General features: G+C 49.4%; 29 protein-coding genes. 12 read left to right on the plus strand and 17 right to left on the minus strand.

Annotated features, from left to right (window positions below; translation table 11 throughout):
* Positions 1-122: 122 nt before the first annotated feature.
* Genes DPRO_RS04280 through DPRO_RS04310 form a run of 7 tightly spaced genes read left to right on the plus strand, consistent with a single transcriptional unit; the run spans position 123 to position 8,107 of the window.
* On the plus strand, positions 123-1,532 hold the full coding sequence (locus tag DPRO_RS04280; RefSeq protein ID WP_232005701.1) for an MATE family efflux transporter: 1,410 nt from the start codon (positions 123-125) through the stop codon (positions 1,530-1,532).
* Positions 1,529-2,410, plus strand: a complete 882-nt coding sequence (locus tag DPRO_RS04285) for a DUF2156 domain-containing protein (RefSeq protein WP_097010951.1) — start codon at positions 1,529-1,531, stop codon at positions 2,408-2,410. The genes DPRO_RS04280 and DPRO_RS04285 overlap by 4 nt, the downstream gene beginning before the upstream one ends.
* Before the next feature lie 5 nt (positions 2,411-2,415).
* Positions 2,416-3,717, plus strand: a complete 1,302-nt coding sequence (locus tag DPRO_RS04290) for an alkaline phosphatase family protein (protein WP_097010952.1) — start codon at positions 2,416-2,418, stop codon at positions 3,715-3,717.
* A gap of 3 nt (positions 3,718-3,720) precedes the next feature.
* Positions 3,721-5,859: an ATP-dependent helicase gene (locus DPRO_RS04295; RefSeq protein ID WP_097010953.1), complete on the plus strand. Its 2,139-nt coding sequence runs from the start codon at positions 3,721-3,723 to the stop codon at positions 5,857-5,859.
* Positions 5,860-5,874: 15 nt separating this feature from the next.
* On the plus strand, positions 5,875-6,822 hold the full coding sequence (gene thiL / locus DPRO_RS04300; protein ID WP_173806738.1) for a thiamine-phosphate kinase: 948 nt from the start codon (positions 5,875-5,877) through the stop codon (positions 6,820-6,822).
* An 8-nt stretch (positions 6,823-6,830) separates the two neighbouring features.
* Positions 6,831-7,244 carry a tRNA (N6-threonylcarbamoyladenosine(37)-N6)-methyltransferase TrmO gene (tsaA, locus tag DPRO_RS04305; RefSeq protein WP_097010955.1) on the plus strand — a complete coding sequence of 138 codons (414 nt, stop codon included), beginning with the start codon at positions 6,831-6,833 and terminating at the stop codon, positions 7,242-7,244.
* On the plus strand, positions 7,244-8,107 hold the full coding sequence (locus DPRO_RS04310; protein ID WP_097010956.1) for an alpha/beta fold hydrolase: 864 nt from the start codon (positions 7,244-7,246) through the stop codon (positions 8,105-8,107). Before tsaA ends, DPRO_RS04310 begins: the two co-directional genes overlap by 1 nt.
* A gap of 43 nt (positions 8,108-8,150) precedes the next feature.
* Here DPRO_RS04310 and DPRO_RS04315 read toward each other — a convergent pair whose 3' ends face one another.
* The 10 genes from DPRO_RS04315 to DPRO_RS04360 form a co-directional block, all read right to left on the minus strand.
* Positions 8,151-9,239, minus strand: a complete 1,089-nt coding sequence (locus tag DPRO_RS04315) for a DNA alkylation repair protein (RefSeq protein WP_162291143.1) — start codon at positions 9,237-9,239, stop codon at positions 8,151-8,153.
* A gap of 62 nt (positions 9,240-9,301) precedes the next feature.
* Positions 9,302-10,291 carry a ketol-acid reductoisomerase gene (ilvC, locus tag DPRO_RS04320; RefSeq protein WP_097010958.1) on the minus strand — a complete coding sequence of 330 codons (990 nt, stop codon included), beginning with the start codon at positions 10,289-10,291 and terminating at the stop codon, positions 9,302-9,304.
* Between the two features lie 118 nt (positions 10,292-10,409).
* Entirely contained in the window at positions 10,410-10,901 is a 492-nt protein-coding gene (gene ilvN / locus DPRO_RS04325) for an acetolactate synthase small subunit (protein WP_097010959.1), read from the minus strand.
* 12 nt (positions 10,902-10,913) lie between these two features.
* A complete protein-coding gene (ilvB, locus tag DPRO_RS04330; protein ID WP_097010960.1) occupies positions 10,914-12,605 on the minus strand; it encodes a biosynthetic-type acetolactate synthase large subunit in 1,692 nt (563 codons plus the stop codon).
* A 3-nt stretch (positions 12,606-12,608) separates the two neighbouring features.
* Complete coding sequence (locus DPRO_RS04335; protein ID WP_097010961.1) at positions 12,609-12,836, minus strand: DUF465 domain-containing protein; 228 nt, start codon at positions 12,834-12,836, stop codon at positions 12,609-12,611.
* A gap of 329 nt (positions 12,837-13,165) precedes the next feature.
* Entirely contained in the window at positions 13,166-13,672 is a 507-nt protein-coding gene (locus tag DPRO_RS04340; RefSeq protein WP_097010962.1) for a DivIVA domain-containing protein, read from the minus strand.
* A 42-nt stretch (positions 13,673-13,714) separates the two neighbouring features.
* Positions 13,715-14,023 (minus strand): YggT family protein, encoded by a 309-nt coding sequence (locus DPRO_RS04345; protein WP_097010963.1) that lies wholly within the window; start codon positions 14,021-14,023, stop codon positions 13,715-13,717.
* Between the two features lie 86 nt (positions 14,024-14,109).
* Entirely contained in the window at positions 14,110-14,790 is a 681-nt protein-coding gene (locus tag DPRO_RS04350) for an HAD family hydrolase (protein WP_097010964.1), read from the minus strand.
* A gap of 13 nt (positions 14,791-14,803) precedes the next feature.
* Positions 14,804-15,598, minus strand: coding sequence for a hypothetical protein (locus tag DPRO_RS04355; RefSeq protein ID WP_097010965.1), 795 nt, complete (start codon positions 15,596-15,598; stop codon positions 14,804-14,806).
* Between the two features lie 11 nt (positions 15,599-15,609).
* A complete protein-coding gene (locus DPRO_RS04360; protein WP_097010966.1) occupies positions 15,610-15,984 on the minus strand; it encodes a hypothetical protein in 375 nt (124 codons plus the stop codon).
* A gap of 228 nt (positions 15,985-16,212) precedes the next feature.
* Between DPRO_RS04360 and tatA the strand changes: the two genes are divergently transcribed.
* Positions 16,213-16,410, plus strand: coding sequence for a twin-arginine translocase TatA/TatE family subunit (gene tatA / locus DPRO_RS04365; RefSeq protein ID WP_173806740.1), 198 nt, complete (start codon positions 16,213-16,215; stop codon positions 16,408-16,410).
* Positions 16,411-16,492: 82 nt separating this feature from the next.
* On the opposite strand, the gene DPRO_RS04370 is transcribed toward tatA, so the two are convergent.
* From DPRO_RS04370 to DPRO_RS04380, 3 genes are all read right to left on the minus strand, one after another.
* Positions 16,493-16,990, minus strand: a complete 498-nt coding sequence (locus DPRO_RS04370; protein ID WP_232005702.1) for a CDP-alcohol phosphatidyltransferase family protein — start codon at positions 16,988-16,990, stop codon at positions 16,493-16,495.
* Positions 16,991-17,073: 83 nt separating this feature from the next.
* Positions 17,074-17,937, minus strand: a complete 864-nt coding sequence (locus tag DPRO_RS04375; protein ID WP_162291144.1) for a hypothetical protein — start codon at positions 17,935-17,937, stop codon at positions 17,074-17,076.
* A gap of 43 nt (positions 17,938-17,980) precedes the next feature.
* Complete coding sequence (locus tag DPRO_RS04380; RefSeq protein ID WP_157917368.1) at positions 17,981-18,922, minus strand: hypothetical protein; 942 nt, start codon at positions 18,920-18,922, stop codon at positions 17,981-17,983.
* Between the two features lie 148 nt (positions 18,923-19,070).
* Here DPRO_RS04380 and sixA point away from each other — a divergent pair, with 148 nt between their 5' ends.
* A complete protein-coding gene (gene sixA, locus DPRO_RS04385; RefSeq protein ID WP_097010970.1) occupies positions 19,071-19,559 on the plus strand; it encodes a phosphohistidine phosphatase SixA in 489 nt (162 codons plus the stop codon).
* Here sixA and miaA read toward each other — a convergent pair.
* The 4 genes from miaA to DPRO_RS04405 are packed head-to-tail and all read right to left on the minus strand — an operon-like array spanning position 19,556 to position 23,165.
* Complete coding sequence (gene miaA, locus DPRO_RS04390; protein WP_097010971.1) at positions 19,556-20,485, minus strand: tRNA (adenosine(37)-N6)-dimethylallyltransferase MiaA; 930 nt, start codon at positions 20,483-20,485, stop codon at positions 19,556-19,558. The genes sixA and miaA overlap by 4 nt on opposite strands.
* A 5-nt stretch (positions 20,486-20,490) precedes the next feature.
* On the minus strand, positions 20,491-21,009 hold the full coding sequence (gene coaD / locus DPRO_RS04395; protein ID WP_097010972.1) for a pantetheine-phosphate adenylyltransferase: 519 nt from the start codon (positions 21,007-21,009) through the stop codon (positions 20,491-20,493).
* Positions 20,997-21,557 (minus strand): 16S rRNA (guanine(966)-N(2))-methyltransferase RsmD, encoded by a 561-nt coding sequence (rsmD, locus tag DPRO_RS04400; RefSeq protein ID WP_097010973.1) that lies wholly within the window; start codon positions 21,555-21,557, stop codon positions 20,997-20,999. The genes coaD and rsmD overlap by 13 nt, the downstream gene beginning before the upstream one ends.
* Entirely contained in the window at positions 21,558-23,165 is a 1,608-nt protein-coding gene (locus tag DPRO_RS04405) for an MBL fold metallo-hydrolase RNA specificity domain-containing protein (RefSeq protein WP_097013641.1), read from the minus strand. It abuts the gene before it with no gap.
* A gap of 197 nt (positions 23,166-23,362) precedes the next feature.
* Here DPRO_RS04405 and DPRO_RS04410 point away from each other — a divergent pair, with 197 nt between their 5' ends.
* From DPRO_RS04410 to DPRO_RS04420, 3 genes are read left to right on the plus strand one after another with little or no spacing between them, the layout of a single operon-like run.
* Entirely contained in the window at positions 23,363-24,022 is a 660-nt protein-coding gene (locus DPRO_RS04410) for an LOG family protein (RefSeq protein ID WP_097010974.1), read from the plus strand.
* 1 nt (position 24,023) lies between these two features.
* Complete coding sequence (locus tag DPRO_RS04415) at positions 24,024-24,860, plus strand: DMT family transporter (RefSeq protein ID WP_097010975.1); 837 nt, start codon at positions 24,024-24,026, stop codon at positions 24,858-24,860.
* A 6-nt stretch (positions 24,861-24,866) separates the two neighbouring features.
* Positions 24,867-25,934 carry an IS5 family transposase gene (locus DPRO_RS04420; RefSeq protein ID WP_097010253.1) on the plus strand — a complete coding sequence of 356 codons (1,068 nt, stop codon included), beginning with the start codon at positions 24,867-24,869 and terminating at the stop codon, positions 25,932-25,934.
* Positions 25,935-26,250 lie beyond the last annotated feature (316 nt).

The raw sequence follows: 26,250 nt of genomic DNA on the forward strand, positions 1-26,250 counted from the left end.
ATGCGCATTCAGTTTATAAATTTGCAAAAAATATCATTTCCCCCTTGGCAAATGCTATCTGATACATATTGTATCAAAACGACCTGTCCACTTCTTGGTCCGACTGAAACTCCTCTCACAGCATGAACAACGATCTCAGCACGAACATGGCACAAGCGCCCTACCGCACCATCTGGAATCTGGCATGGCCCCAGGTTATCATGATGGTGTTTCACTTTTTCATCGGTCTCGTTGATGTGTGGGTTGCTGGACATATCAATCGTGAAGTTCAGGCATCTCTCGGTATCATCTCCCAGTCACTCTTCTTTCTGCTCGTTGTTGCAGTAGCTGTCGCCAATGGCTCTGTTGCTGCAATCAGCCAGTCCATGGGGGCAGGCCTGCACAAGCGTGTAAAACGGTACGTGGGCCTTTGTCTGATACTTGCCGCCCTTCTGGGTGGGGTTTTCCTCATTCTGGGACTCCCCTTCAAGGGCCTCCTCGTCACAGCATTGCAAGTACCTGAAGCCATGCGGCCTGTAACCAGCTACTTCCTGGAAGTATATCTGCTGCTTTTGCCGCCATACTACATTCTCATCATTACCAACGCCGTATTTCGAGCACGTCAGCAGGTCATGTTCCCACTGTACTCAATGATGCTGGTTACAGTCGCTAACACATTTCTGGATATTGGCCTTGGACTCGGCATGTTCGGCCTGCCCAATATAGGTTTTAAGGGACTCGCCTGGGCCACTTTCGGATCGGTAACAGCAGGCGCACTGCTCAATCTGACCATACTGGCGAAGCAGGGGCTGCTGCGACGTGTCAGCTTCGCTCCACTGCGCTGGATGAAGCGTGCCCTTCCATACCTGCTCAAGGTAGCATGGCCGGCAGGCCTGATGCAGGTAGTCTGGCACTCCGGTTATCTTGTTCTCTATGCAATTACCGCCAGCCTGCCCTGGAATGCAGTTAATGCGTTGGCAGGAATGGCCATTGGCTTACGGATTGAAGCACTGCTCTTCCTTCCGGCCTTTGCATTCAACATGACCGCTTCAATCCTCATAGGACACTATCTTGGCGCACGCGAGCCTGATCAGGCCAAATTTTTTGGATACAGGATACTGGTACTGGGCCTTGTTTCAATATGCATGTTCTCCATTGTCGTATGGCAATTCATCACCCCATGGGTGGGTCTGCTTACTCGCGATGCAGCCGTCGCGGCCCAAGCCGTGAGCTATCTCAAGTGGAATATGCTCGCGATACCATTCACCTTGACTAGTATGATATTGGCAGGTGCTTTTAATGGCGCAGGTGCCACCATGTACAACATGTTCATCATGGGAGCGGCCACGTGGCTGATCCGCCTGCCGTTGGCCTATGGATTGGGCCACGTCGGGATGCAGGAAGCCGAAGGCATCTGGATTGCCATGTTCTGCTCACAAATAGTACAAGCATCTGTTCTTTTGTACTTTTATGCATTCAAAAATTGGCAGCGGTTCGCTATGATCAAAAACCGAACCCCCAAAACGACTCCTTTACCAGGGAAAACGATATGACATTACAATTCGAACCAATCACACTGGACAGACAAAAAGAATACCACGACGCATTGGAAGGATGCCCACAGCTCCTTACAAGCGACTTCTCCTTTGCAAACATTTTCGGCTGGGCTGATTTCTATGGATTGGAGTGGGCCTTTCACAAAGGATTATGCTTCATACGCCAGACCAAACCAGATACTATTTACTGGGCGCCGGTCGGAGCATGGGAAGAGTATGATTGGAAGATGTGCAATGCCATGCGTGACAGCGGGCGCTTCACCAGAATTCCTGAAGAATTAGCAAAAATCTGGGAAAAAGCCTTCAATGGCGACATTACGCTCACCGAAAACCGGGATCACTGGGATTACATATATTCCATCGAAGAACTCATCGCCCTCAAAGGAAAGAAATTTCACAAGAAAAAGAACCTGCTGAATCAGTTTAAGAAGAAGTACCTCTACCAATACGAACCTATGGCTCCTGAGTGTGTAGAGGAAGTTTTGGACATGCAGGATGAGTGGTACAAGTGGTATGAAGAAAACAATCCTTCAGAAGAGCTTAAAGCGGAAAACCACGCGATCACGAGAGTACTTCAACACATTGACCAAATTCACGGATTGCTTGGCGCAACGCTTCGAGTAGAAGGCAAAGTTATAGCCTACACAGTTGCTGAGCCGTTATGCGACGACTCGATCGTCATCCACTTTGAAAAGGGAGACATCAGGCATAAGGGCGTTTATCAGGCCATTAACCAGATGTTCCTGGAAAATGAAGCGGCTGAATATACCAACGTCAACCGCGAACAGGATCTGGGCGATCCAGGTTTACGCAAGGCCAAACTCTCGTACAACCCGGCTTTCTTTCTCAAGAAATACGAGGCCACGATCACGTAATCATCATGAGTCTTCTACTGTCTTCCAACACAACCAGAAAACGCCTTGTTGTACTGGGACTGGATGGATTGTCTCTGAAACTGGCCAAGCGATTGGGGAGGACGTTTCCCAATATTCATCGCATAGCCAGCAACGCAACGAGTGTTTTCGCAGAAATACCAGAGTTGTCCCCGGTCAACTGGACTTCCTTTTTCACTGGGGAAGGCCCGGAGCGCCATGGGGTGTTTGGGTTTTCATCCATTGATCCTGCGACCTATGAATTATCAATAGCCGACAGAGACATTATCCAGTGCAAAACGATCTTTGATCATTTGGGTGATGCAGGCATCACTTCCCGGGTCGTTAATCTGCCCAACACCTATCCAGCTGCTCCGATGAAAGGAATGTTGGTTTCTGGGTTCGTATCCCATGATCTGGCAAAAGCCGCGTATCCTCCATTCCTTGCGGGTAAACTTGCCGACTTGGACTACAAACTGGAGGCGGACACCAACAGGGGAAGCTCCGACCTCACATTCCTGCTTAATGAGTTACGGGATACACTCCGATCACGGAAGCAGGCGCTGGATTTGTTGTGGCCAGACCTTTCATGGGATTTGTTCATCCATGTTTTCACGGAAACAGACAGACTGTTTCACTTTTTTATGGATGCTGTGCTTCATGATGATCATCCGCAGCACATTCAATGCATAGCATTTCTGGCCCACTGGGATAATGCCATAGGCGACTTTCTCGATCGCTTCGAGCAGTTGCCCTCCCCCAAACGGTTGCTCGTACTGGCAGACCATGGCTTCACTGAGCTGAAGAGTGAAGTCTGCATCAATACATGGCTCAAGCATAATGGCTACCTTCAAACAGAAGGCACTCCGGCAAGTGAATGGGATGCACGAATAATCGCCCCAACCTCCCAGGCTTTCGCTCTTGATCCAGGCCGAATCTACATACATGATTCGCGGTTTGCCCGGGGAGGCGTATCAGATAACGACAAGGCACAACTGATGGACTCCATTCGCGAAGGCCTGATGACCTTGACCTTAAATGGAGAGCGCGTCATGGAAGAGGTGCATACAGGGTGTACGCTTTACCCGGGATCAACATCACCTCAAACGCCTGACCTCATTTGCCAGACCAGACCCGGGTTTGATCTCAAGGCAAAGTTTGATAGATCAGAAATCTTCAGTCACCATGGGCGCACAGGAACGCACACTGTCCACGGAGCTGTTTTTTACGACTCAGAAGGATCGACTCCAGAACGAATGCGCGAAACAGGCAAAATCATTCTGAACCATTTCAACATATTGGAACAATAATCCATGCCTATAGATTTTGAGAACGAACTGAACGAAGCACAGCGTGAGGCAGTTCAGACAACAGAAGGACCGGTTCTGGTAATTGCCGGTGCAGGATCGGGTAAGACAAGGACAATCGTCTATAGATTGGCACACCTTGTTGAACAAGGAGTAGACCCTGCACAGATTCTGCTGCTCACCTTCACGCGAAAAGCTGCTCAGGAAATGCTCAATCGCGCTGAAACGATTCTTGGTCGTCCACTGACAGGAACAAGCGGTGGAACATTCCACTCGTTTGCCTACGCCACACTTCGACGAAATGCCGCCGACATCGGGTTCGAGAATGGCTTCACCCTCATGGATCGCGCCGACAGCGAGAACATTTGCAAGGAAGTCAAAGACAACCTGAAGCTTGGCAAGGGTGATCGCTCCTACCCCAAAAAAGGGACCCTTCTCGACATGATCACCAAATCGCGAAACAAGGAAGCCCCTATTGAAGTGATCATGGAAAAAGAGGCGTACCACTTGAGCCCTTACCTTGATGACATGAACGAAATTGCGACAGGTTACGCCCATTTCAAAAAGCAGCATGCCTTGGTCGATTATGACGACCTGCTCTTCCTTCTGGATAAACTCCTTGAAGAAAATGAACCGCTTCGTAACCAATTGCAGGCTCGCTACCGTTATATCATGGTGGATGAGTACCAGGACACCAACCTTGTTCAGGCGCGTATAGTCAAACAACTGGCTGGGAAGAACGGCAATGTCATGGCTGTCGGTGATGATGCGCAGTCGATCTATGCGTTCCGAGGTGCCAACGTTCAAAACATACTGGATTTCCCCAAAATTTTCGATGGTGGCAAAGTGATTCGTCTGGAGCAGAATTATCGTTCTGTGCAACCTATTCTGGATCTTACGAACGAGATACTTGCAGGGGCAGCAACCAAATTTGACAAGAATCTTTATTCCGACCTCAAAAGCGACAAGCTGCCCGAGGTCGTCTACCCCTTGAGTGACCAAACCCAGGCACGACTGGTCGTTGATCAAATCCTGGAGTTAAAGAAAAAGTACCTGCTACATGATATTGCAGTCCTGTTTAGAGCCGGATACCAGTCATTCCCACTTGAGGTGGCCCTCACCCGCATAGGGATCGATTATCAAAAATACGGAGGCATCCGCTTTCATGAAGCAGCCCATGTCAAAGATGTTCTCTCCTACCTGCGACTTGTCCTTAACCCACATGATCTGCTTGCTTGGCAACGAGCCTTGGATCACATCAAGGGCGTTGGACCGAAAACAGTCGCCAAAATTTATCAGGCCATTCATTCCGGCGATGAAAAGTATATGGCCAAGATTACAAAGAAACATGAACCGCTTCGAGAATTGCTCAACGAGCTGAACGGACTTCGGTCCATCGAACGCCGTCCCGCAGCTCTTCTTGAACGGATATCCGCATTCTATCAGCCCATATTGATTGAAAAATATCCTGATGATTATCCAAAGCGACAAGCGGGTCTCGAACAATTGAATCAGATCGCGGCAAGCTATTCCGATATGGAGCAATTCCTCGGTGACCTCAGTCTCGACGGCGACCCGGAAGACGAAAAACGCAAAGAAAACGCAGTAGTTTTGTCCACCGTCCATTCAGCCAAAGGACTGGAATGGAGCGCTGTAATCATTATTGACCTTGTCGAGGACCGCTTCCCGTCACGCAAGGCCATGCAGCGAGCAGAAGACCTCGAAGAAGAACGAAGATTGATGTATGTTGCATGTACCAGAGCCAAGGAATGCCTGAAAATGATGGTTCCAAGCTCTGTTTACAACAGGGCAAGCGGCATGTCTGATCCGACCCTGCCAAGCCCCTTCATTCTCGAACTGCCCAACAACGTGTTCGACAAGTTGAACGAATCTTATGGTGGTGGGCTGGAGAAGAAGAGGCATGCCCCCTCAAACTCGTACACATCTCCCTCTTATTCGAAGCCATCCAGTACGACACAAAACCATGCAGCCGCGAAACCCGACCCCAAACAACTCGGATTCTGCAAGCATAAGATTTTCGGCAAAGGTAAGATCATAGCCCGACCTGAACCGAACAAGTACAAAGTCAACTTTCCCGGTTTTGGCATCAAAACCATCATTGGCGACTACCTCGAACTACTCTAACCCATGTGAATGACAATGAAGAACGAGCAACAATTCCTGGACCTTATCGACTCATATTTCGTGCGCGAGCATGACTTTCTCCAGCTTGGACGAGGCGACGATTGCGCTGTTCTGGCAGCCGGAAATCAATACTGTGTTTCCTCGGATCTGTTTCTCGAAGATTATCATTTTCGCCGAAAGTACTTTTCTGCAGCCGATATCGGTTACAAGGCCCTTGCGGTTAACATAAGCGATATTGCTGGTATGGGTGCAAAGCCTGTTGCCTTCACCATGGACCTTATGGCTCCAGCCGATCTTGATGATGCGTTTTGGGATGAGTTTTTCAAGTCCATGGGTAATCTTGCCCGCCAAAATGATATAGTCCTTGCAGGTGGTGATATTTCCAGAGCTGATAAACTGGGGGTATCAATATCCATTTTTGGCGTCAGTGGCTCAACAGGATTTATCCACCGCACGAACTGCAACCATGGAGACATCCTGTTCCTGGTGGGCGACACGGGGCTGGCACGTACCGGACGGCTGGCATTGGAAGAACATGGACTGGCTGCTCGAGATACATACCCTGCGGCCGTTGCAGCCCATCTTCGCCCCAAACCCAAAGTCCTCATCGGTACGTTGCTCAATGCGGCCGGGGTAAGCAGTTTAATGGACTTATCGGATGGCTTGGCAAGAGACATTCCTCGACTGCTCGGCCCGGATTTTGGTGCCGACATTCAACTTTCTGCAGACCAACTGAATAGCAATGTCATTGCCTATGCGCGAGACACCGGACTCGACCCACTTGAAATCGCCATATTAGGAGGGGAAGACTACGCGCTGTTGGGCACGGTTTCCCCATTTGAAGCAGGCAAGGCCGAGTCAGTACCGGGATTCACACGTATCGGCCATGTGACCCAAACACCCGGATTGACCGTCAATGGCCATCCATTCACGGCTCAAGGTTTTGATCATTTCAGCAAGTAGGAGCTACCATGGACAAGGAGTTGGTCATTATTGGGTATGTCCGTTCATCCATTGATAATTTGGAAGAAGCGCCCAAAATGGAAGATGAGCCGGGAGCTGTTCAGGCTACAATTGAGTTGGACCCAGCGTACATTGATGGCTTGGACCAGATGGAGCCGGGAGCAGAACTTGATATATTCACGTGGCTCCACAAGGCTGACCGTTCAGTTCTCAAGGTGCACCCCAGGGGAATAAAAGATCGTCCGATGCGTGGCGTTTTCACCACCCGCTCACCCTTTCGCCCCAACCCTATTGGTGTCCACAGGGTTACTCTTAAAGCAATTGATAACAATTCCAACTTGATTGTCGAACCCATCGAAGTTATTGATGGAACCCCTGTGGTAGACATCAAATCAAAACCCAAAGAGCCCCCTCATTCATAATGGAAAGATTTAAAGCGGTAGAAACAAAAAGCGACAATCACGTCGGCGGTTGGATTATGACGACCGATGCCGCAAAAATCTGGGTTGACGTTTACGGCAAAGGCCGGCCGATCATCCTGCTCCACGGTTGGACAATGAGTTCAGCGTTCTGGAAACGACAATTGACGCTGAGCAACCGATACCAAATCATTACTATAGATTTCAGAGGGCACGGCAAATCGCCATCGACTCTCAGAGGACAGACAGTTCCTCGCTATGCTCGTGATGTACGCGAAGTCATTCGAGCTCTCAGGCTCCGAGATGCTCTGCTATTGGGGTGGTCCATGGGCGGCTCAGTTGCCATGGAGTACTGGCAGAAATATGGAGGGGACGCCCTATCCGCCATCAGTTTCGTCGAAACGGGTCCATACCCAATGGCCTCAGCGCCATGGAATATCCACGCATATCGCAACAACAATATTCAGGCTTTGCAAGCTGACATGGATCAAATGGCCTGCGATAGAGAATCATTTGGAGCTCGCTTCGTTCACAATATGTTTTTGTCTGGAGAAGCTCCTTCCCATGCCTTTTCATGGATGCTTTCCGAACAAGTCGCAGTATCAAACGAGACAGCCAGAACTATCTACGTAGACTATGTGACCCGAGATCAAACACCGATCCTACCAAGTATTTCGATCCCATCACTGGTCATATATGGCCGCTCCAAACACATGTGTTTTGGTCCTTCAACAGGCAGATTTGTTGCAGGCTCCATCCCAGGCTCACGTTTCGTCGTACTGGAAAACAGTGGTCACCTTCCTTTTTATGAAGAGCCCGAAGCATTCAACTCATCACTGTCATCCTTCATTGACCAGTTAAACTGACAACATCCCCAAATAGCAGGATATCAAATCCTTGCTCGACCGATCACACAGTCTCCTCAACGACAAATTCAGTACGCTTTTTTCGTTGCCCATTGATTATGGCGACTATGTAATGCTCACCGGGGTAATGTTTTCTTGTGGTCATCTGCTTGAAGGATAGACGCTTTGTCTTGGAGTACTGTCCTCTTCCCAGATGGTACTCGCCAACCTGAAACACTTTTTCCGAATGCTTTCCATTTGCCTTCAAATACCCGACGGCGCACTCAACGCGCAATTTTTCCGGCTCTGAACTTTCGACATCGAAACGAATTACAACATCTTCAGAATCACCAATACTCACCACTCCCGATCCGATGGCTACCTCTGATACCGCGATTGAGGAAGGGTCAGCAAAACCAAACAACCGCATGGCCTGCGTGTTACCTTTTTTCAAGAGCGTTCGAAGACCGTGTTTGACGATCCACGCAGCCTTGCCTTTTTTGACAATCCACCTTTCCGCCAATTGCAAAGCCAGCTCAGGATGGTCTTTTGATATGTCATTAAGATTATTGGCGACACTCCGGCAAACATACTCTTCATCGTCTTCAATCAATTTTTCTAGAACATCAATGACAGGGCTTGGATCTGCAATAAACCGTCTTAAAGGTTGGGACCATGGCAGCCTTGGACGACATCCTTCAGAAGCAAGTCTTCGCAGGTGATGATTTGAAGAGTCGGCCCATGCCATAAGCTGCTTCATCATCTTCTTTTCATCAGCGCGAATGAAAATTCTCACTGCAAACTCGGATGAACATAGCAACGTAAAACGCTCCAAGGCATGCATGGACTCTTGCCAGTGATTTAACCCGAATTGACTGACATATTCAGGAAAGGTCAGAGCTTTCAGACCGGAGCACCCTTCTGTTGCCAAACACAGAGTCTCTAGACTGTCAGAATAGGAAGAGTTGAATGCCTCCCCCAGCCCCTTAGCCACAGTGGATATTCGATCTTTCAACTCACGATCTATCCATTGATTATCTAGAATTTGCAGGAAGTGTTCAGCATCAAAAGTAGAATCGAGACTGCTGATACTATTGGCAAGCTCAAGAACAAAGGATCGAGAGATTTCCGCTTTCATTTCTCCAGCCATCATCAACTCCATAAAAAAAGGCGACCTCAAATGAGATCGCCTTCAAATCAGTTCAAAGTATCATACTACTTTTTCAACCAGCTCATCATATCTCTGAGGCGGCCACCAACTTCTTCAATCTGGGATTCAGCACCAATGCGACGCATGGTCTTCAGCTTCACCTGTCCAGCCTGGTTGTCCAGGATGAAATCGCGGGCAAAGTTACCAGTTTGAATATCTTTCAATACGCGACGCATTTCTTCGCGAGTCTCGTCAGTGATGATACGGGGACCGGTTACGTAATCGCCAAACTCTGCAGTATCAGAGATGGAGTAACGCATTTTAGCCATGCCGCCTTCATACATGAGGTCGATGATCAGCTTGAGTTCGTGAAGGCACTCGAAGTATGCGACTTCAGGCTGGTAACCAGCTTCAACCAGGGTATCGAAACCAGCCTGGCACAATTCAGTCAAACCGCCGCAAAGAACAGCCTGCTCACCGAACAAGTCGGTTTCGGTCTCTTCCTTGAAAGTGGTTTCGATGACACCGGAGCGAGTTCCACCAATACCCTTGGCGTATGCAAGGGCGATGTCCATGGCTTTGCCGGAAGCATCAACAGCAACAGCAGCCAGACAAGGAACGGCTCCACCTTCAGTGTAGGTGCGGCGTACCAGATGACCAGGGCCTTTGGGTGCGATCATGACGCAGTCAACACCCTTGGGCGGAACGATCTGCTGGAAATGAACGTTGAAGCCATGACCGAAAGCAATGACGTTGCCTTCCTCAAGGTGAGGCAGGATGTCATTGGCGAAAACTTGGGCCTGATGCTGATCGGGCAGCAGGATCATGATCAAATCAGCCTGCTTGGCAGCATCGGCAACAGCCATGGGCTCAAAACCATGCTCTTTGGCCAGATCATAGTTGGGACCACCGGGACGCTGGGCTACGATGACGTTAACACCTGAATCGCGCAGGTTCTGAGCATGGGCATGCCCCTGGCTACCATAACCGACAACGGCCACGGTTTTATCTTTCAACAAACTCAGGTCCGCATCATCTTCATAATACACTTTCATGGGAATTCTCTCCTCATATTTTTCGCCACAAGTGGCCGCAATCTACTAAATTATATAAACATGCGCAAAACCGGGCGAGAGGTAAAACCTCTGGCCCGGAGCATCGCTTGGTTGCAAACTATAGATCGATTTGCATGGAACGCTTCAAGGCCACATTGCCTGTACGGGCAATTTCCTTGATACCAAAACGAGTCAGCAGTTCGACGATGGCCTTGATCTTACCTTGATCGCCAGTCACCTCAATCGTCAACTCGTCGGCGCTGACATCTACAACCTTACACCGGAAGATGTCAACAATACGCAGGATCTCGGCTCGCTTGGAATCCTCAGCATTGACTTTCAGCAGAACCATTTCACGGTCCACTGAATTCAATTCCGTAAAATCCTTGACCTTTATGGTAGGAACCAATTTTCGTAACTGTTTGACAATCTGCTCGATGATGTTGTCATCACCTTCAGCCACGATTGTCATCAACGACACCCCTTTCTCAAGAGTAGGAGCAACATTGAGCGAATAAATATTAAAACCACGGCCACTAAAGAGGCCCGCCACACGTGACAATACGCCCGGCTCATTCTCGACAATGACGGAAAGTGTATGTTTACTCATATCGTCAATCTCCTAAACGAGCAGCATCTCTGTCAACGAGGCTCCAGCTGGAACCATCGGGTACACATTCTCTTCCTTGGCAACGCGAATATCAACAATAACAGGCTTATCGATGGCAAATGCTTCACGCAAAGTCGACTCAACGTCCTTCTTCTCTGTGACGCGGTAGCCTGCCGCTCCATAAGCTTCTGCGAGTTTCACGAAATCAGGCTGTGCATCCATGCACGTTTCACAATAATTCTTTTCGTAAAACAATTCCTGCCACTGTCGAACCATGCCGAGGTAGCCATTGTTCAGGATAACGATCTTCACTGGCAGTTTATTGCAAACAACTGTCATCATTTCCTGAATACACATCTGGATAGACCCGTCACCGGCGATATCAATTACCAGCTTGTCAGGGAACGCGCGCTGGGCACCCATTGCAGCAGGGAAACCATAGCCCATGGTTCCTAGGCCGCCGGAGGTGAGAAGTGTGTTCGGTTTTTTGTACTTGTAGAACTGCGCTGCCCACATCTGATTCTGCCCGACCTCAGTGGCGATAATGGCATCACCCTTGGTGATGTCATAGATTGTCTCAACCACGAACTGAGGTTTGATGATTTCACTATCATCGGTATAGGTCAGAGGATGTGTGGTGCTCCACTCCTGAACCTGATCAACCCACTCTCCATGCGCTTCCTTCCAATCAAAGTCATCGATGGAAGCTTCGGTCTCCTGGACCAGGGCAGCCAGAGCAGATTTACAATCCGCTACGAGAGGAACGTCGACTGAAACATTTTTTTGGATGGATGTCGGATCAACGTCAATATGCACAATGGTTGCATTTGGAGCAAACGTATCAATTCTACCCGTGACGCGGTCATCAAACCGGGCCCCAACAGCCAGCAGCAGGTCACAATTGTTCACAGCCATATTTGCCGCGTAGGTTCCATGCATGCCCAGCATGCCGAGGAACATCTCGTCATCGCCTGGAAAAGCTCCAAGCCCCATGAGAGTGGATGTGACCGGGATGTGCATCTTCTTCCCAAGCCATGTAAGTTCTTCATGGCTTCCAGAAGTAATAACACCACCGCCAGTATAGAAAAGAGGTCGCTTTGCCTTTTTAAGCAGCTTAACGACTTTACGGATTTGCCCGATATGCGGTTTTTTGGTCGGCTTGTAGCTCCGCATCTCCACTTCTTTTGGATAGTGGAATTCCGCAATCTGATTTTGCACGTCTTTAGGCAAATCCACCAGGACAGGACCGGGACGGCCAGAGCGGGCCAGATAAAAGGCCTGCTTGACCGTCTCGGCTAAATCCTTGATGTCCTGAACCAGGTAATTGTGCTTCGTGCACGGCCTGGTAATGCCGACTATATCAACTTCCTGAAACGCGTCATTGCCAATAAGCGGTCTCGGAACCTGCCCTGTAATTATGACCACAGGGATAGAGTCCGCATAGGCCGTGGCAATACCCGTCACAGCATTTGTTGCACCGGGGCCGGAGGTAACTAGGCATACACCAACCTTGCCAGTAGCTCTTGCATACCCGTCAGCAGCATGTATGGCACCCTGTTCATGACGAACTAGGATATGCTCGACGGATGATTGGGGTATTTCATCATAGATGTCGATGACGGCTCCACCAGGGAACCCGAACATCACATCAACTCCTTCCTCCTCCAGACACTTGAGCAGCATCTGGGCCCCGGTCAATTTCATGATTTAGTCCTCCGAACGGTACTTATCGAGCATGGTCTGCAACTGAGTCTTGCCAGCCAGCTTCTTCTTCTTGAGTTCCTTGATCTCTTGGGTCTCTGTGGGAGACAGATAAGACTTGGATTCAAGCTTATCGAGCATCTTTTCGTATGCAGTGTGCTGATCCCACAGAGCCTTCAATTGGGGATCTTCTGCCTCGTACTTTTCAATCAGTTCAAGGTCTTGGGCTTCCATGTACCGCTCCTTTGTTACTGGTTGTTACGGACTTCCCGCCGCACCCGAAAGCAGCGAAGTCGAGTGCGTCCGTACTATTGTAAGTCAGATGCTTTCACCGACTCTTCAAATCGGCATGTATATGCTAACTGACTTTTTTCTTTGTTCAACGTCGTCTAAAAAAATGCAACAAAAACTGTTGGATTTATGATTTGACCACGTTCCGAATAAAGCGATTAAAAAATTGATGCCGACTTAAACCACTTCCAGTGTGCTTCGACATACCTTTATCCGTCAAATATAATCTGTAACCTTTTACTATCACAGACGAACAAGAGCGTTCACGGTCACTACTCTACCTTTTTGAGGTATTTGAGCTTCGACTCCAACTCTTCAGTTTTTTCCTTTTCAGGGCCATTGCTCAACTCAATCATCTCCATGTGCGATTTGAGCAACCCTTTCAACTGAATCTCAAACTGTGATCTCTGTCTTTTGAGGGATTCAATTTCCTCGTGCAGTTGAGCAATACGGTTGTGACCGCTCTGCACAGCGGCGTCAGCTTTGACACGCGCCTCATCAATGATGAGTTGCGCTTCTTTGCCAGCCGAGACCTTGAGATCATCCACCATTTTCTGGGTCGATATCAAGGTGTCCCGCAATGTCTCATCCCTCTGGCGATACTCTTTGACAGCCCTTTCCAGCCGCTTGATCTTCTTGCGCAAGCCCTTTTGCATGTCCGCGGCACTACCAAGAACCTCAGCCAGTTCAAGCATGAACTGGTCAACTTCAGTGGTTGAATACCCGAACATGCGACGGGAAAACTGCTTATTGAGTAAATCAATCTTGGAAACGGTCATGTCTTCCTCCTTCAAGAGAAACCTCTTTGAAGTAAAGCATCACTACATTGGAACGCCAGTGCCCAAAGAAAAGGAAAGCCGCATGAGATTGCCGACAACAACGATCTCACACACCTTAATGGCCAGAAGGACCACCACAGGCGAGAGATCTATGCCGCCCACAACGGCGAAAGGAATGATTGAGCGAATCTTGTAGAAAACCGGTTCAGTCACACCGCGCAAAAAGCGCACGATGGGATTGTACGGATCAGGATTCACCCAGGAAAGCAACGCGGATATGATGACAATCCAGAAATAGGCGTTGAGAACCAAACCAAGTACAGTCGCTATAGCGCGGACAATCAAGTCCATGAATCCTCCAGAAGGCATGGGTCATAACCCACTGCCGGTAATATCAATGATTGTAATTTCGCACACCAAGGTGCAATAATCAAGTCCTAAAACGCGCAAGGATCGCCGTGATAGCATTGCTGCATTGCGGCCTTAATATCCCAGAAACTTTCAATATGCACTTCCGCATCAAGTCTCTGATCCTTGTATGCCCAGAACCGAACCCCAGAGGCTTGAGCCGTCTTTTCATCCACCAGGGAATCGCCAATATATGCCACCTGATCCGGGCGCAAACCATGAACACCCAAAATGGTGTTTATTCCTTCCGGGTGCGGTTTCGGGGTCACCACTTTTGTGGAGTTGATGACCGGATGGAAAAAGCCCTCCAGGTCCATAAGACTCAATATGAAGTCGATGGTTTCCCCTCGACTGGTATTAACCGCCATTTTGAATCCGGCACTGCGAAGCCAACTCACAAACTCGCGAACCCCTTCGGAACGCTTGAGGTACTCAACAAGCGTCGAAGAGTCGAAATTCCTGGTCGCTTCCCATGCCTCTTCGAGTTTATCCTCAGGCACAATATGAATGATGGCATCCTTGTGCGTGTGCATATGCACATACTCGATCTCGCTCGGAGTGATCGGAGACAACCCAAGCTGCTCTTTGATCTTTCCGTAATAATGTATGTTGGCCTGCAACGAATCGATGAGAACGCCATCACAGTCGAAGACGACACACTTCAGTCCTTCGAGCAAGCTTGTATTCATAAGTTGATTGGCTATTGCCATGAAATCTCCTGAATTATCGAATTATCGCCACAGTAATATTTTTCAGCGCAAAGGGAAGATCAGCCGGTTCACGCCTGCGCCCTGCAAAAACCCATGCCGGGCAAGTGGCTACTTCAGCCCCTTCCGGCAACCCATCGACCGTGTCTGCCGGTGCAAATGAAATTTCCATATCATCCCATTCACTAATAATCTGACTATCCGTACACAGCAGCGTGGTGTCTTCAGAAATAAAAGCTGGCAGTGCTTCAACGATGCGCTTCCACGGCAAAGGAACAGTTTGCTCGTCCGAGGCTCCGCCGGTGTGGCTCTCACGGTTACCGAGATCGAGGACACGCTCATCAATGCGATCATCTTCGTCAACGCCAAGAGTTTTGTCCATGGATTTCCATGAATTCCTGACACCATCTTCGATTGATGCCAACTCAATCATTTTTTCTTCGAAAAACCACGCCAACAACAGAACGAACTGTGCTTTCGAGGTGGCTTCCTTCAATTCTCGTTCTTGCTTGGAGCCAGTCCCATCATCGAACTGACGAGTCAGTTGGGCCTGAATCGACATGGAGGACCCATCATAATAGTCATCGGCAGTCACTGCGCCAAAATACGCCATTTCACTCGGATCCTTGAACTGCTCACCGAATCGGATGCAGTCATTGATAAGGGCCATGGCTACCTTTTTCTCCAGCGGGAGATTGGCAGGGCGAAACGCACCCTCTTCCTCGGAAACGCCCGGGTCAAATACCACCAGCGAATCAGGGAGATTATCCGACAACAGAACCGAATGCATGTAAGGAAACGACAGCAACATATAAGACTCCTTCAGTCCTCGAGCTTATTGAGGGAATAATGGCGGCATCGCCCCTGGCACAGAGGCAGCAAAAGCACGCAAATATCATCTTGTACATGAGTACAATCAACTACCCCACCTTCCTGGTGGAATACATAATCTTCACACTGCAAAACTTCCCGTGCCATACGGCTGAACCGCATCTGCCACAAATCCGGCACGGCCTCCTGCGAAACGTTGAAACATTCGGCACGTTCCACAAAAGAATCAAAGGCAGCTTCCCAACGAGAAATGACTCGACATCGCCACTTCTGGTTGTATCCAGGATTCAGGTGCTCCTGATACAGGCAGCGCCCTGCCGCAAAATGACGACATCCCAATCCCGGCAGTTTCTCTATTTCAGCCATTACACTTCCTTGACCAACCATGTGCCAACTCTTGAGCAAAGTCGGAATAGTGGTTGATTTTGCTTAGAAGATGTAAAGCCCATACCAGTAATTGTAAAGGCAGACGGCTTCCTTTTCATTCGCAATTTTAGGCAAATCAAAACGAGCCATCTTCTTGACCTCACACTATGTCAGGTGTATAGCCACTATCACTCATGAAATGAAGACTTTTACTTTTGGAGGCAATATATGATTGGTGGATTCGGAGTTTGGGAACTCTTAATTATCCTTGTTATAGTCCTGGTTATTTTCGGTGCCAAGAAATTGCCCGAGATCGGCGATGGCGTAGGCCGCGCTATCAGCAACTTCAAAAAAGCCTCCAACGAGCCCGAGGAGATCGACGTTACTCCTAAAAAAGAAGAAGAAAAAAAGAAGGAAGACGCCTAGTCTTTCCCTTTATGAAAAAGATCGAAGCCCGACTGCACATGCAGCCGGGCTTTTTGTTTTTCCAAAAATCGTGATGGGGATGTTATTTCGGTTCTGGTGAATTCTCAGCAAACAGCTCAAAACCGCGACGAACATAGGCAATTCCGGATAGAATCGTGGTCAGTGCTGTCAGCCAAACGAGAAAAAACAGAAAAAGCGGGGAATCGAATCCAAAGGTACGACTGACCATAACGAAAAACACCAAGAAAATCTGAGCTACCGTGTTGAATTTGCTGATCCAGATGGGCCTGATTCTGCTGCGGACGTCCACTCCCCAAAAATTCAGGACTGAAAGCCCGCCAATGATAATGGCATCCCTACTGACAACAAGGACGGCAACCCAGGCTGGCAACCACCCTTTCACGGCAAGGCAGATAAATGTCGTAACAAGAAGAGCTTTGTCCGCCAAAGGATCAAGCATGGCCCCCAACTGCGTACGCTGGTTCCAAATACGGGCCAAAAAACCATCCAGAGCATCTGTCAGCCCTGCAACCAGAAATAGGATCCACGCAAGCGTGAAGTTCTCGCTGATATAAGCCATCACGAACACCGGGGTCAGAAGAATCCGGATTATCGTAAGGATGTTGGGAACTGTCCAAATAGCATCCCGCCCCACGGCAACTCCTATTCTTTTACGGAATCTCCCGCCAACTGATAGGTCAAGCCGCGCTGCGGCAGATAAGACTGCAAGAGCATACGGAACCTCTGTGCATCAATATAGCGCAGCGTCCAGGTTCCACCGACTCCAGACGGCAGCATGTCCAACTCAACCAGCTCAACTTCCTGCACGGCGTTTTCCCATCCACGCAACCGGGCATCAAACTCCAGCGCTGCATCAGAGGAAAACCACCCGTTCACGGAAAGCACTTCCTTGTCCTTGGCGACACTCTTGTCGGCAAGCTGCTTGAAATAACGGCTCCAAAGAGTAAACCAGACAACGGAAATATCCTTGCTAACGGCAGTCCACTCTTTGTCTTCAGTTTCAAAACGCCCCTTGAAAGTCCCTTCAGGTCCAGGCTCAAAATAAAAAGCGGGAAAGGCGTCAGGCGTATTGCGAATACCCGTCAGAGTCATGAATCCCTGAACACTTGAAATCTGCTCCTCCGAAAAGGACTCAGGCAAAGAGACAGAAGCACCCAGGGGCTCAGTGGAGGTGACAGACAACCCCATGTTATGCAGTGCTGAGCGCAGCAGGTTCCTGTTAACGCGCACATCAAGCGTCAGGTTAACACCCTCTTCACCCGAATGCATTGATACGACTTTATATCCCTGAATATATGGCTTGTATCGAGTGACCATGTACTCTTTGAACAAAGTCCCTCGCTCTTCACTCATAATCCCGGGCAAAATAAGTGAACTTTCCTGCAACAGGGCCTCGGCAAACCCTTCTGTCATGGCCTTGTTTCTCAATGCCATAACCGATGTCTCAGGATCAGCCGGGACAAAGACTTCAACAACGCCCGCAGATGCTGTTGAAACCGTAACCACGCTCAAGATTAAAGCGAAAAAAACATATTTTAACGAATTCATTTTATTGCAAATCCTCGGATTTCAGAACATTTTCAACAGCTTCGGGATCTTCAGAAGATTCAGGCACAGGCATGACAATGACGACACGACAATTTGCAACAACTTCATGCGACTGCAAAATAGCCCGGGCCAATCGTGCCATGGGAGTGGGAATGATTACATCGGTTCGCCAGGAACCAAAAGCACTTGATGCGGGAATGAGGAGTGGGTTGTTGCCAACACGAGTCTTCAAAGCCAGCGGATCGGCAGTGGTAGAATAAGCAACCACCCCTTTTTCCACGGCATTAGCCCGGCTCACCATGAAAGCTCCATACACACCAATTCCATCCTGTCCATATACAACAGGTGTCAGGCTTGGTGTCATCTGAAGATGAGAAGCATCAATAATCAGTCCAGTAAACAAACCGGCTCCACCACCCGCTTCCTCGGGGAGTTCGCCGCCTTCAGCATCAGTTTCTTCCGATGTAGTGGCAAGCTTTGGGGGAATGCCGCTCTGAAACGGAATGGTCGTGGGCAACACCAGATCGGCCAGACGACCTCGAAGAATCTCAGAAGCCACTACCTCGCCGACCCCATCGAAAACAGCAGGGCGTTCAAGAGGAGAATTCTGTACTACTCCACGAACTTCAGTCGCCAATTCCGGCTCCTGAGTCAGGTAGGAGTGAACGGTCTGTTTGGCATCTATCCGTGTGGACAGGATCATATCCAGCATCTGCTTTCTGGCAGAAGAAACAGCTTTTCGAGTAACAAGAGGATCGAGAACCGCTACCTCCCCATCATCCGTTTCCGGCTGCTCAATTGACCGCTTCACTGTGATGGCGCCATTGCCCCATGTGATAGTCCCGTTGGATTCAAATGTTTGCACGTAGCCGTCAAAGGCTACCCCGACACCAGGAGAAGCAAGCACTATACCGAGACACAGAAGAATTATTCTCAAAGACATATGATGTAGGGTCCTTGGTAATCAAAAAAAGGTTGCTATGACTTGGAAAACTGCCCTCATGTATCGCGCTTGACCGATTTCCGCAAGCGGCTTGCCGTGTCGTTCCGGCAGTGCTAGTCTTTATCAAACACTATCATTGGGAGCGAGTATGCTTATACACCTCATGCAGCACGGAGCCTCATTACCAAAGGAACTCGATGCCCATCAGCCGCTCAGCCCCCTCGGGCGAGAGCAGGTGACCAAATCAGCAAAGGCAGCCAAGATTCTCGGCCTGAGATTTGAACTGATTATCGCCAGTCGCAAAACACGCTCTCAACAGACGGCCGAGATCATTGCAAAACACACAGGATATCCAGTACGCCGCATTGAAATCTCGGACTCCGTCAAAGCAATGGCTGATCCATTGAAAGCCATTGCATTCTTACGAGAATACAATGGCTTGGATTCCATCTTCATTGCCGGACACCTGCCGTCACTCGCTCAAATCGCATCATACCTTCTTGTGGGTAGCGATAAAATGAACTTGAGCATCACCAATGGCGGATTAATGCAGATTGATTATTCTTTTTCTGAAAAGGCGGGCCAACTCAACTGGGCGCTCTCCCCTTCACAGTTAGCCCTTATAGCCGAGGATTAACCTCTGTCCCTGATCCAGGTTTCGACTAGATCAGCTATGGCGTCATTTTCGCCAGGAGAAAACCAATTAATGTTTTCTTCTTTCTTGAACCATGTGATCTGTCTTTTGGCATAAGCTCGAGTATTCTTGATCCAAAGCTTCTTGGCTTCTTCCAAGGTATACTCATCACGCAAATAGCCCAGGACTTCGGCACATCCGATTCCTGTCCAGCCGGGAGCGGCAGGATCAGCATTCCTTGCCATTGCAGAGCGGGCTTCATCAAGCGCACCCCCGGCAATCATCGCATCTATCCGTTGAGCCAGCTTCGGCTCCAGGGTATTCAGTTCGATGCTCACACCTATTTTCAAAGAGGTATATGGCGCCGCCTTGTGTTCACTATTTGTGTGCCACCATGTCATAGTATGACCGGTTGCCAAATACACTTCAGCTGCTCTCGCATTTCGCTGTGAGTCATTCGGGTGGATCTTTGCAGCATAATCAGGGTCTACCGAATCCAATTCGGCATGCAGCTTTTGCGGCCCCTCAAGCCGTACCCTTTCAAGGACCGACTCTCGAATATCTGTCGGTATTTCTGGAATTGGGGCAATGCCACTCAACAGCGAGCGCAAATACAACCCGGTTCCACCAACCAGTATCGGCAAACGGCCCTCTGCTCGGACTTCATCAATAGTGCGCATGGCAAGATCGATGAAGCGGGCAGCATTCATTTTTTCCTCAGTAGGAAGAAAACCATACAGCAAGTGCGGACAGGCTGCCTGCTCCTCTGCATCGGGCTGGGCGGTGATAAGAGGGAAGTCAGCATAGACCTGTCGTGAATCGAAATTGATCACGCTGGCAGGTATGCGACGAGAAACAGCTATGGCTGCGGCAGTCTTACCTGTCCCCGTAGGGCCAAGTATGCAAACGATCGGCGGCGCCTCACTCATTCGGACTACTCCTTGGACCCACAGCCAAACTTCATGCCATATTTGACCTGAAGAGCTTTAACTACAGGACCGGGGACAAGCCCGCAAACATCGCCACCATATTTAGCCACTTCCTTGACTATGGTGGAACTGAGGTACATCCATTTGAAGTCGGTCATCATGAACACCGTCTCGATCTCTCGCTCGAGTTTTCGGTTCATCAACGCCATCTGAAATTCGTACTCGAAGTCCGAGACAGCCCTCAGCCCTCTCATTATTACACCGGCGCCTTTATCCTCCACGTAATCAATCAAGAGGTTGTTAAAAGGCTCGATAGTCAGGTTGGGCTCATCTCTGAACACTTCCTTGGCAAGCTCCAGTCGCTCCTCAATGGAAAACAGCGTTTTCTTGGGGGTACTCTCTGCCACTGCCAATATAACTTTATCAAAGACTTTCAGCCCGCGTCGAATGAGGCTGACATGTCCCATTGTCAAAGGGTCAAACGTTCCGGGATAGACTGCCAACTTGGGGTTCACTTCCGCCATAACAATATCCTGGTCTGGCCGTATTCACGGTCGGTTATAAGTTCCATATTCGCTACAGCTCCTTCATCAGGAGCCTTCACTGTACTTTCGACTTCGGCCAACACAAAAGCGTCATCTGCTATCCATCCATTGGCCAAAGCTTTTTCCAAAGCGGGAACCAATAAATCCTTACCGTATGGCGGGTCAATGAAAACTAAGTCAAAAGGTTTTTCAGGCTGGCTGCTCAACAAGGAAAACAGGTCTTTTGTAACAACCTTTGCATTGCGAGCAGGGACTTTCAGTTCTTTGAGGTTGCTTCGGATCAGCGACGCAGCTTTTTTGTTTTTTTCAACAAACCAGGCTGTCTCCGCCCCTCGGCTCAAACATTCAATACCGAGGCTACCGCTCCCTGCAAACATGTCTATGACGCGCACGTCTTCAAAGAAAACGCCCCGCGCCATGAGCATGGAGAATATTGATTCCCTGACTTTCATGGTTGCAGGTCGGTACCCCGGTCCTTCACAGGTCTTTAGCTTCCGACCTTTATATAAACCACCAACAATACGCATTTACATCTCAGAAATCAGCGCGATGATCTCGCGGTTAACGTCGAGCAGCTTATCACGCAGCTCCACCTGATCGACCCATGGACGATTCTCCACATCCTTAACCCGCTGTCGAAGTTCGTCATACAACGACTCGGAATCCTTGAGCAGGTATTCCCAATCCACACGGGGCCGGGCCACTTCCATGTCGATGACTGGAGCATGTTCCACGCCTGGCTCCAGCTCCAACTCTTCCATGTATTCAGGGATATGTACTTCGAATCCGAAACGACTGGTGATGAGATCACCAAATTCTTTCTGGACCTCTGCCTCACCATGGACAAGAAAAACCTTCACCGACTTGCCCCGCATGGTACCCAGCCAGTCCATAAGATCATCCTGTCCAGCGTGACCAGAAAATCCATTGATGGTGAAAACCTTGGCATTAATAGCCACTTCCTCACCAAAAATCCTAATTTTCTTAGCACCGCCAAGAATCTTCCTGCCCGGAGTTCCGACCCCTTGCCAACCAACAAAAACCACGCTTGCACCAGCTTTCCATAAATTATGACGCAAGTGGTGTTTTATGCGACCAGCGTTAGCCATGCCACTGGCTGAAATAACAACGGCGGGGCCTTTGGATTCGTTAATCGCCTGGGACTGCTCCTTGCTTTCCGTGAAATGCAGATTGGGAAGATCAAGGGGATGATCACCATTCTTGATGAATTCCTGCGTCTGCTCATCATAGAATTCAGGATGTTTTCTAAATATTTCAGTGGCACGAATCGCCAAGGGACTATCCAGGTACACTGGCATATCAGCAGGCAAACGCCCTTGTTTGCTCAGAAGAAACAGCGAATAGATTATTTGTTGGGATCGCTCGACAGCGAAGGCAGGGATGACCACTTTCTCTCTGTTCGAGTAACTGTACTCAATAGCTGCGGCCAACTGTTCGAGACTTTCCTCTTCTGCCGGGTGGTTGCGATTGCCATAGGTCGACTCGATAAATATATAGTCAGCAGCTTCAAAATCATCCGGATTTTCAACGATAAGCTGTTCAGGCCGTCCAAGGTCACCCGAGAATACCGATCGAACGACTTTCCCATCTTCTATGGCTTCAATCTCGATAAAAGCTGACCCCAGAATATGTCCGGCGTTCTTGAACGTTACCTTGATATTGGGAGCAGGTTCAAAGACCTGATCATACTCAGTCGTCGCCAACAGGGGGATAGTGTTTTCCGCATCATTAATCGTATAGAGGGCTTTAATGGTTTGAATCCCCACCCGCTGCCGCTTTCTGTTGCTCCACTCTGCTTCCATTTCCTGAATATGTGCTGAATCAAGAAGCATTATCTCCAGAAGATCACGTGTTGGGGCCGTGCAGTAGATGGGGTTTTTATACCCTTTGGAAACAAGCGCGGGGAGATAGCCGCTATGGTCTATATGCGCATGCGTGATCAGTATGAAATCAAGATTCTTTGCGTCATACGCATCAAAATTCCAGTTTCTTTTTTCAATTTCCTTATTTCCCTGATGCAACCCGCAATCAATGGCAAACCGCTTTCCGGCGCATTCGATTATGTAACAGGATCCACTGACAGTCCGGGCCGCGCCCATAAAGGTAATCTTCATAAATCGTCCTTTCATCCGATTCTTCCAACCATCTGTGCAATAATCCACTTCCGAAAGGGAAAAAATCGGTGTATTGAGAAACATACGGGATGATATCACCCATTATCCATCCTCAAACTACATGCATCATTAACGACGATCAATCAACTATCTATCATGATGCATAATGTAATCAAACTCGCACCAAGGAGATATCCATGACCCAGCGCTCCAAACAGTTTCTCATCGACGACCTTTCCATTCAGGAATCGTGGCGACTTTTCAAAATCATGTCCGAAATCGTCGATGGTTTCGAAAATCTTTCTGATATCGGTCCGGCGGTATCCCTGTTTGGCTCGGCCAGAGTCAAGCCGGAAGAACCCCTTTACGAAAAGACCGTGGAAATCTCCAAAAAACTCTCTCAAGCCGGCTACTCAGTGATCACGGGCGGCGGCCCAGGCCTTATGGAAGCTGGAAATAAAGGAGCGTTCGAAAATGGAGGAGAGTCCATCGGACTCCACATCCACCTGCCGATGGAGCAGCACAACAACCCATACCTGCATATCCGCAGTGATTTCAGGTACTTTTTCATTCGTAAGCTGATGTTCATCAAGTACGCAATGGCATATGTAGCCCTGCCTGGCGGTTATGGTACTCTGGATGAGTTGGCCGAAGCATTGGTGCTTATTCAAACACATCGCATCAAGCCGTTCCCCATTATCCTGTTTGGTTCCGAATTCTGGGGTGGCCTTGTCGACTGGTTCAAGGATCAGCTTGTTACCAACTCGTTCTGCCACGAAGATGACCTGGATCTTTTCAAGGTCACCGATGACCCGGATGAAGTGGTCAGCCACATCAAGAAGCATGTAATTATTTAGTGTGACCAACAGCACAAAAGCCTTATTATACGGCTTGGCGACAGTGGGCATCTGGTCCACTGTCGCCTCAGCCTTCAAGATATCCCTACGCCATCTTGATCCAATCCAACTGCTGCTGTGCGCCTGCACAGTGTCACTGTTGGTCCTGGGTTCCATAATTATTGTTCAGGGGAAAATCACCGCCCTACGCCATCTTTCTGCAAGACAATATCTGTTTGCAGCCGGTATGGGAGTACTCAACCCATTCCTGTATTACATTATTTTGTTCAAAGCATATGACTTGCTTCCCGCCCAGGAAGCTCAACCACTCAACTACACCTGGGCCATTACTCTTTCGATTCTGTCAGTCCCACTGCTCGGCCAGAAACTACGGTTCAAAGAGGTCGTTGCCATCTTGATCAGTTATGCAGGGGTGCTGATCATATCAACGCACGGCCAGATTCTTTCTCTCAACTTTTCCAACCCCATGGGAGTAACACTCGCCCTGACATCGACGATCATCTGGGCTTTGTACTGGATAGGAAACACGAAAAGTATAATTGACCCCATTGTCGGGCTCTTCCTCAACTTCTCAACAGCCCTGCCGCTCATATTCATAGCGACACTAATATACTCCCAAATGCCGACGCTGACACTTGAAGCTATTGCAGGAGGCGCCTACGTAGGGCTTTTCGAGATGGGAATCACTTTCGTACTCTGGCTCACCGCCATGAAGTATGCAGCCAAACCTGATGGTGGAGGGACAGCACGGATAGCGAATCTTATTTTCCTGTCACCTTTTTTGTCGCTTGAGACCTCTGCACGGCAAATCCCACACTTTTACTCTTTAACTATTTGATTTATTATGCTATTATTTCTCCATCCAAAGGAGGAAGGCATGGCTATTCGGCAGAAAGGACCTCGGTTGGGTGATTACTTCCTGGGGCACCGCAGAACCAAGACCACATTTCTGGATGAGATCAACGAACTCATCGACTGGCAGCCCATCAACGCCTTTCTGTGCAAGAAGATCAGGCGCAAGGCCAACGCCGTGGGCAATCCCGCCTATCCGCCTCTGGCGATGTTCAAGATTCTGCTCTTGCAGCGTTGGTACAACCTGAGTGATCCGGGCGTGGAGCAGGCGCTGCTCGACCGGCTCTCCTTTGTCAGATTTACCGGTTTTTCCATCGAGGACGACGTGCCGGACGAGACCACCATATGCCGTTTCCGTAACGGTTTGATCCGCCTGAAGGTGCTGGACTCCTTGCTCGACATGCTTAACCGCCAGCTTGAAGGACAAGGGCTTCTTGTCCGTGAGGGAGCCGTGGTGGACGCCTCGGTAGTCGAGTCGCAGCGGCGGCCGCGCAAGGTTATCGACGTGATGCCTGAGGACCGTTCCGAGGACGCCGAAGAACAGGATGGGCCGGTGGACTGCCGGGTCAGCTATTCGGATGACGAGGAGGCGGCCTGGCTCCGCAAGAGAAATCGGGCCTATTACGGCTACAAGCTCCATGCCGCGACGGACAGTCGAGACGGGTTTCTGCTCTGTGGTCACATCACTCCCGCGAACCATTCGGACACGGGCGAATTCGAGCGGCTCGTGAATGGCGTCGGCCTTGATCCCGGCGCACGGGTTTATGCGGACAAGGGCTATTGCAGCGGGAAGAACCGGGACATTCTGTTTGATCGCGATTTGGAGGACGGAACCATGGACAAGACGCCTCGTGGCGGCAGGCTGACAGACTTCGAAAAGACCCGCAACCGTGACATCAGCAGCATTCGGCAAATAGTCGAGCGGGCCTTCGGCACACTCAAACGTGGCTACGCATTCTTTCGGTCCCGATACGTGGGTCGTGAGAAGGTGGAGGGAGAGTTCCACATCCTCGCCATGGCGTTCAATTTGAAAAAAGCTGTTCGACTGGCGCGAGCCTGAAGGGAGAGGTGCGTCCAAAATCCGGCATTTCGGCCAGAAATGGCAGGAAAAGGCCGGGAATGAGCCCAAGCTGGGGTGCGGTCAGAACATCAAATTGGGTGCGGAGCGCAAGGCACGGACGCGAAAAGGGGATGCGCAGAGGTCTCCGCTTATATTGATTCACTTCCTCATCGGAGAAACGATTTTGCCATCAACTTTTACAGGGCTGGGTCTTATCGTCATCGGAAACGCCCTCATGCAATATAAAGGAGCCTAACTTCCATCAAACAAGACCCTACTCTCTCACTCGTTTGAAATATCATTATAACAATGAGAG

The organism is Pseudodesulfovibrio profundus, assembly GCF_900217235.1.
GTDB lineage: Bacteria > Desulfobacterota > Desulfovibrionia > Desulfovibrionales > Desulfovibrionaceae > Pseudodesulfovibrio > Pseudodesulfovibrio profundus.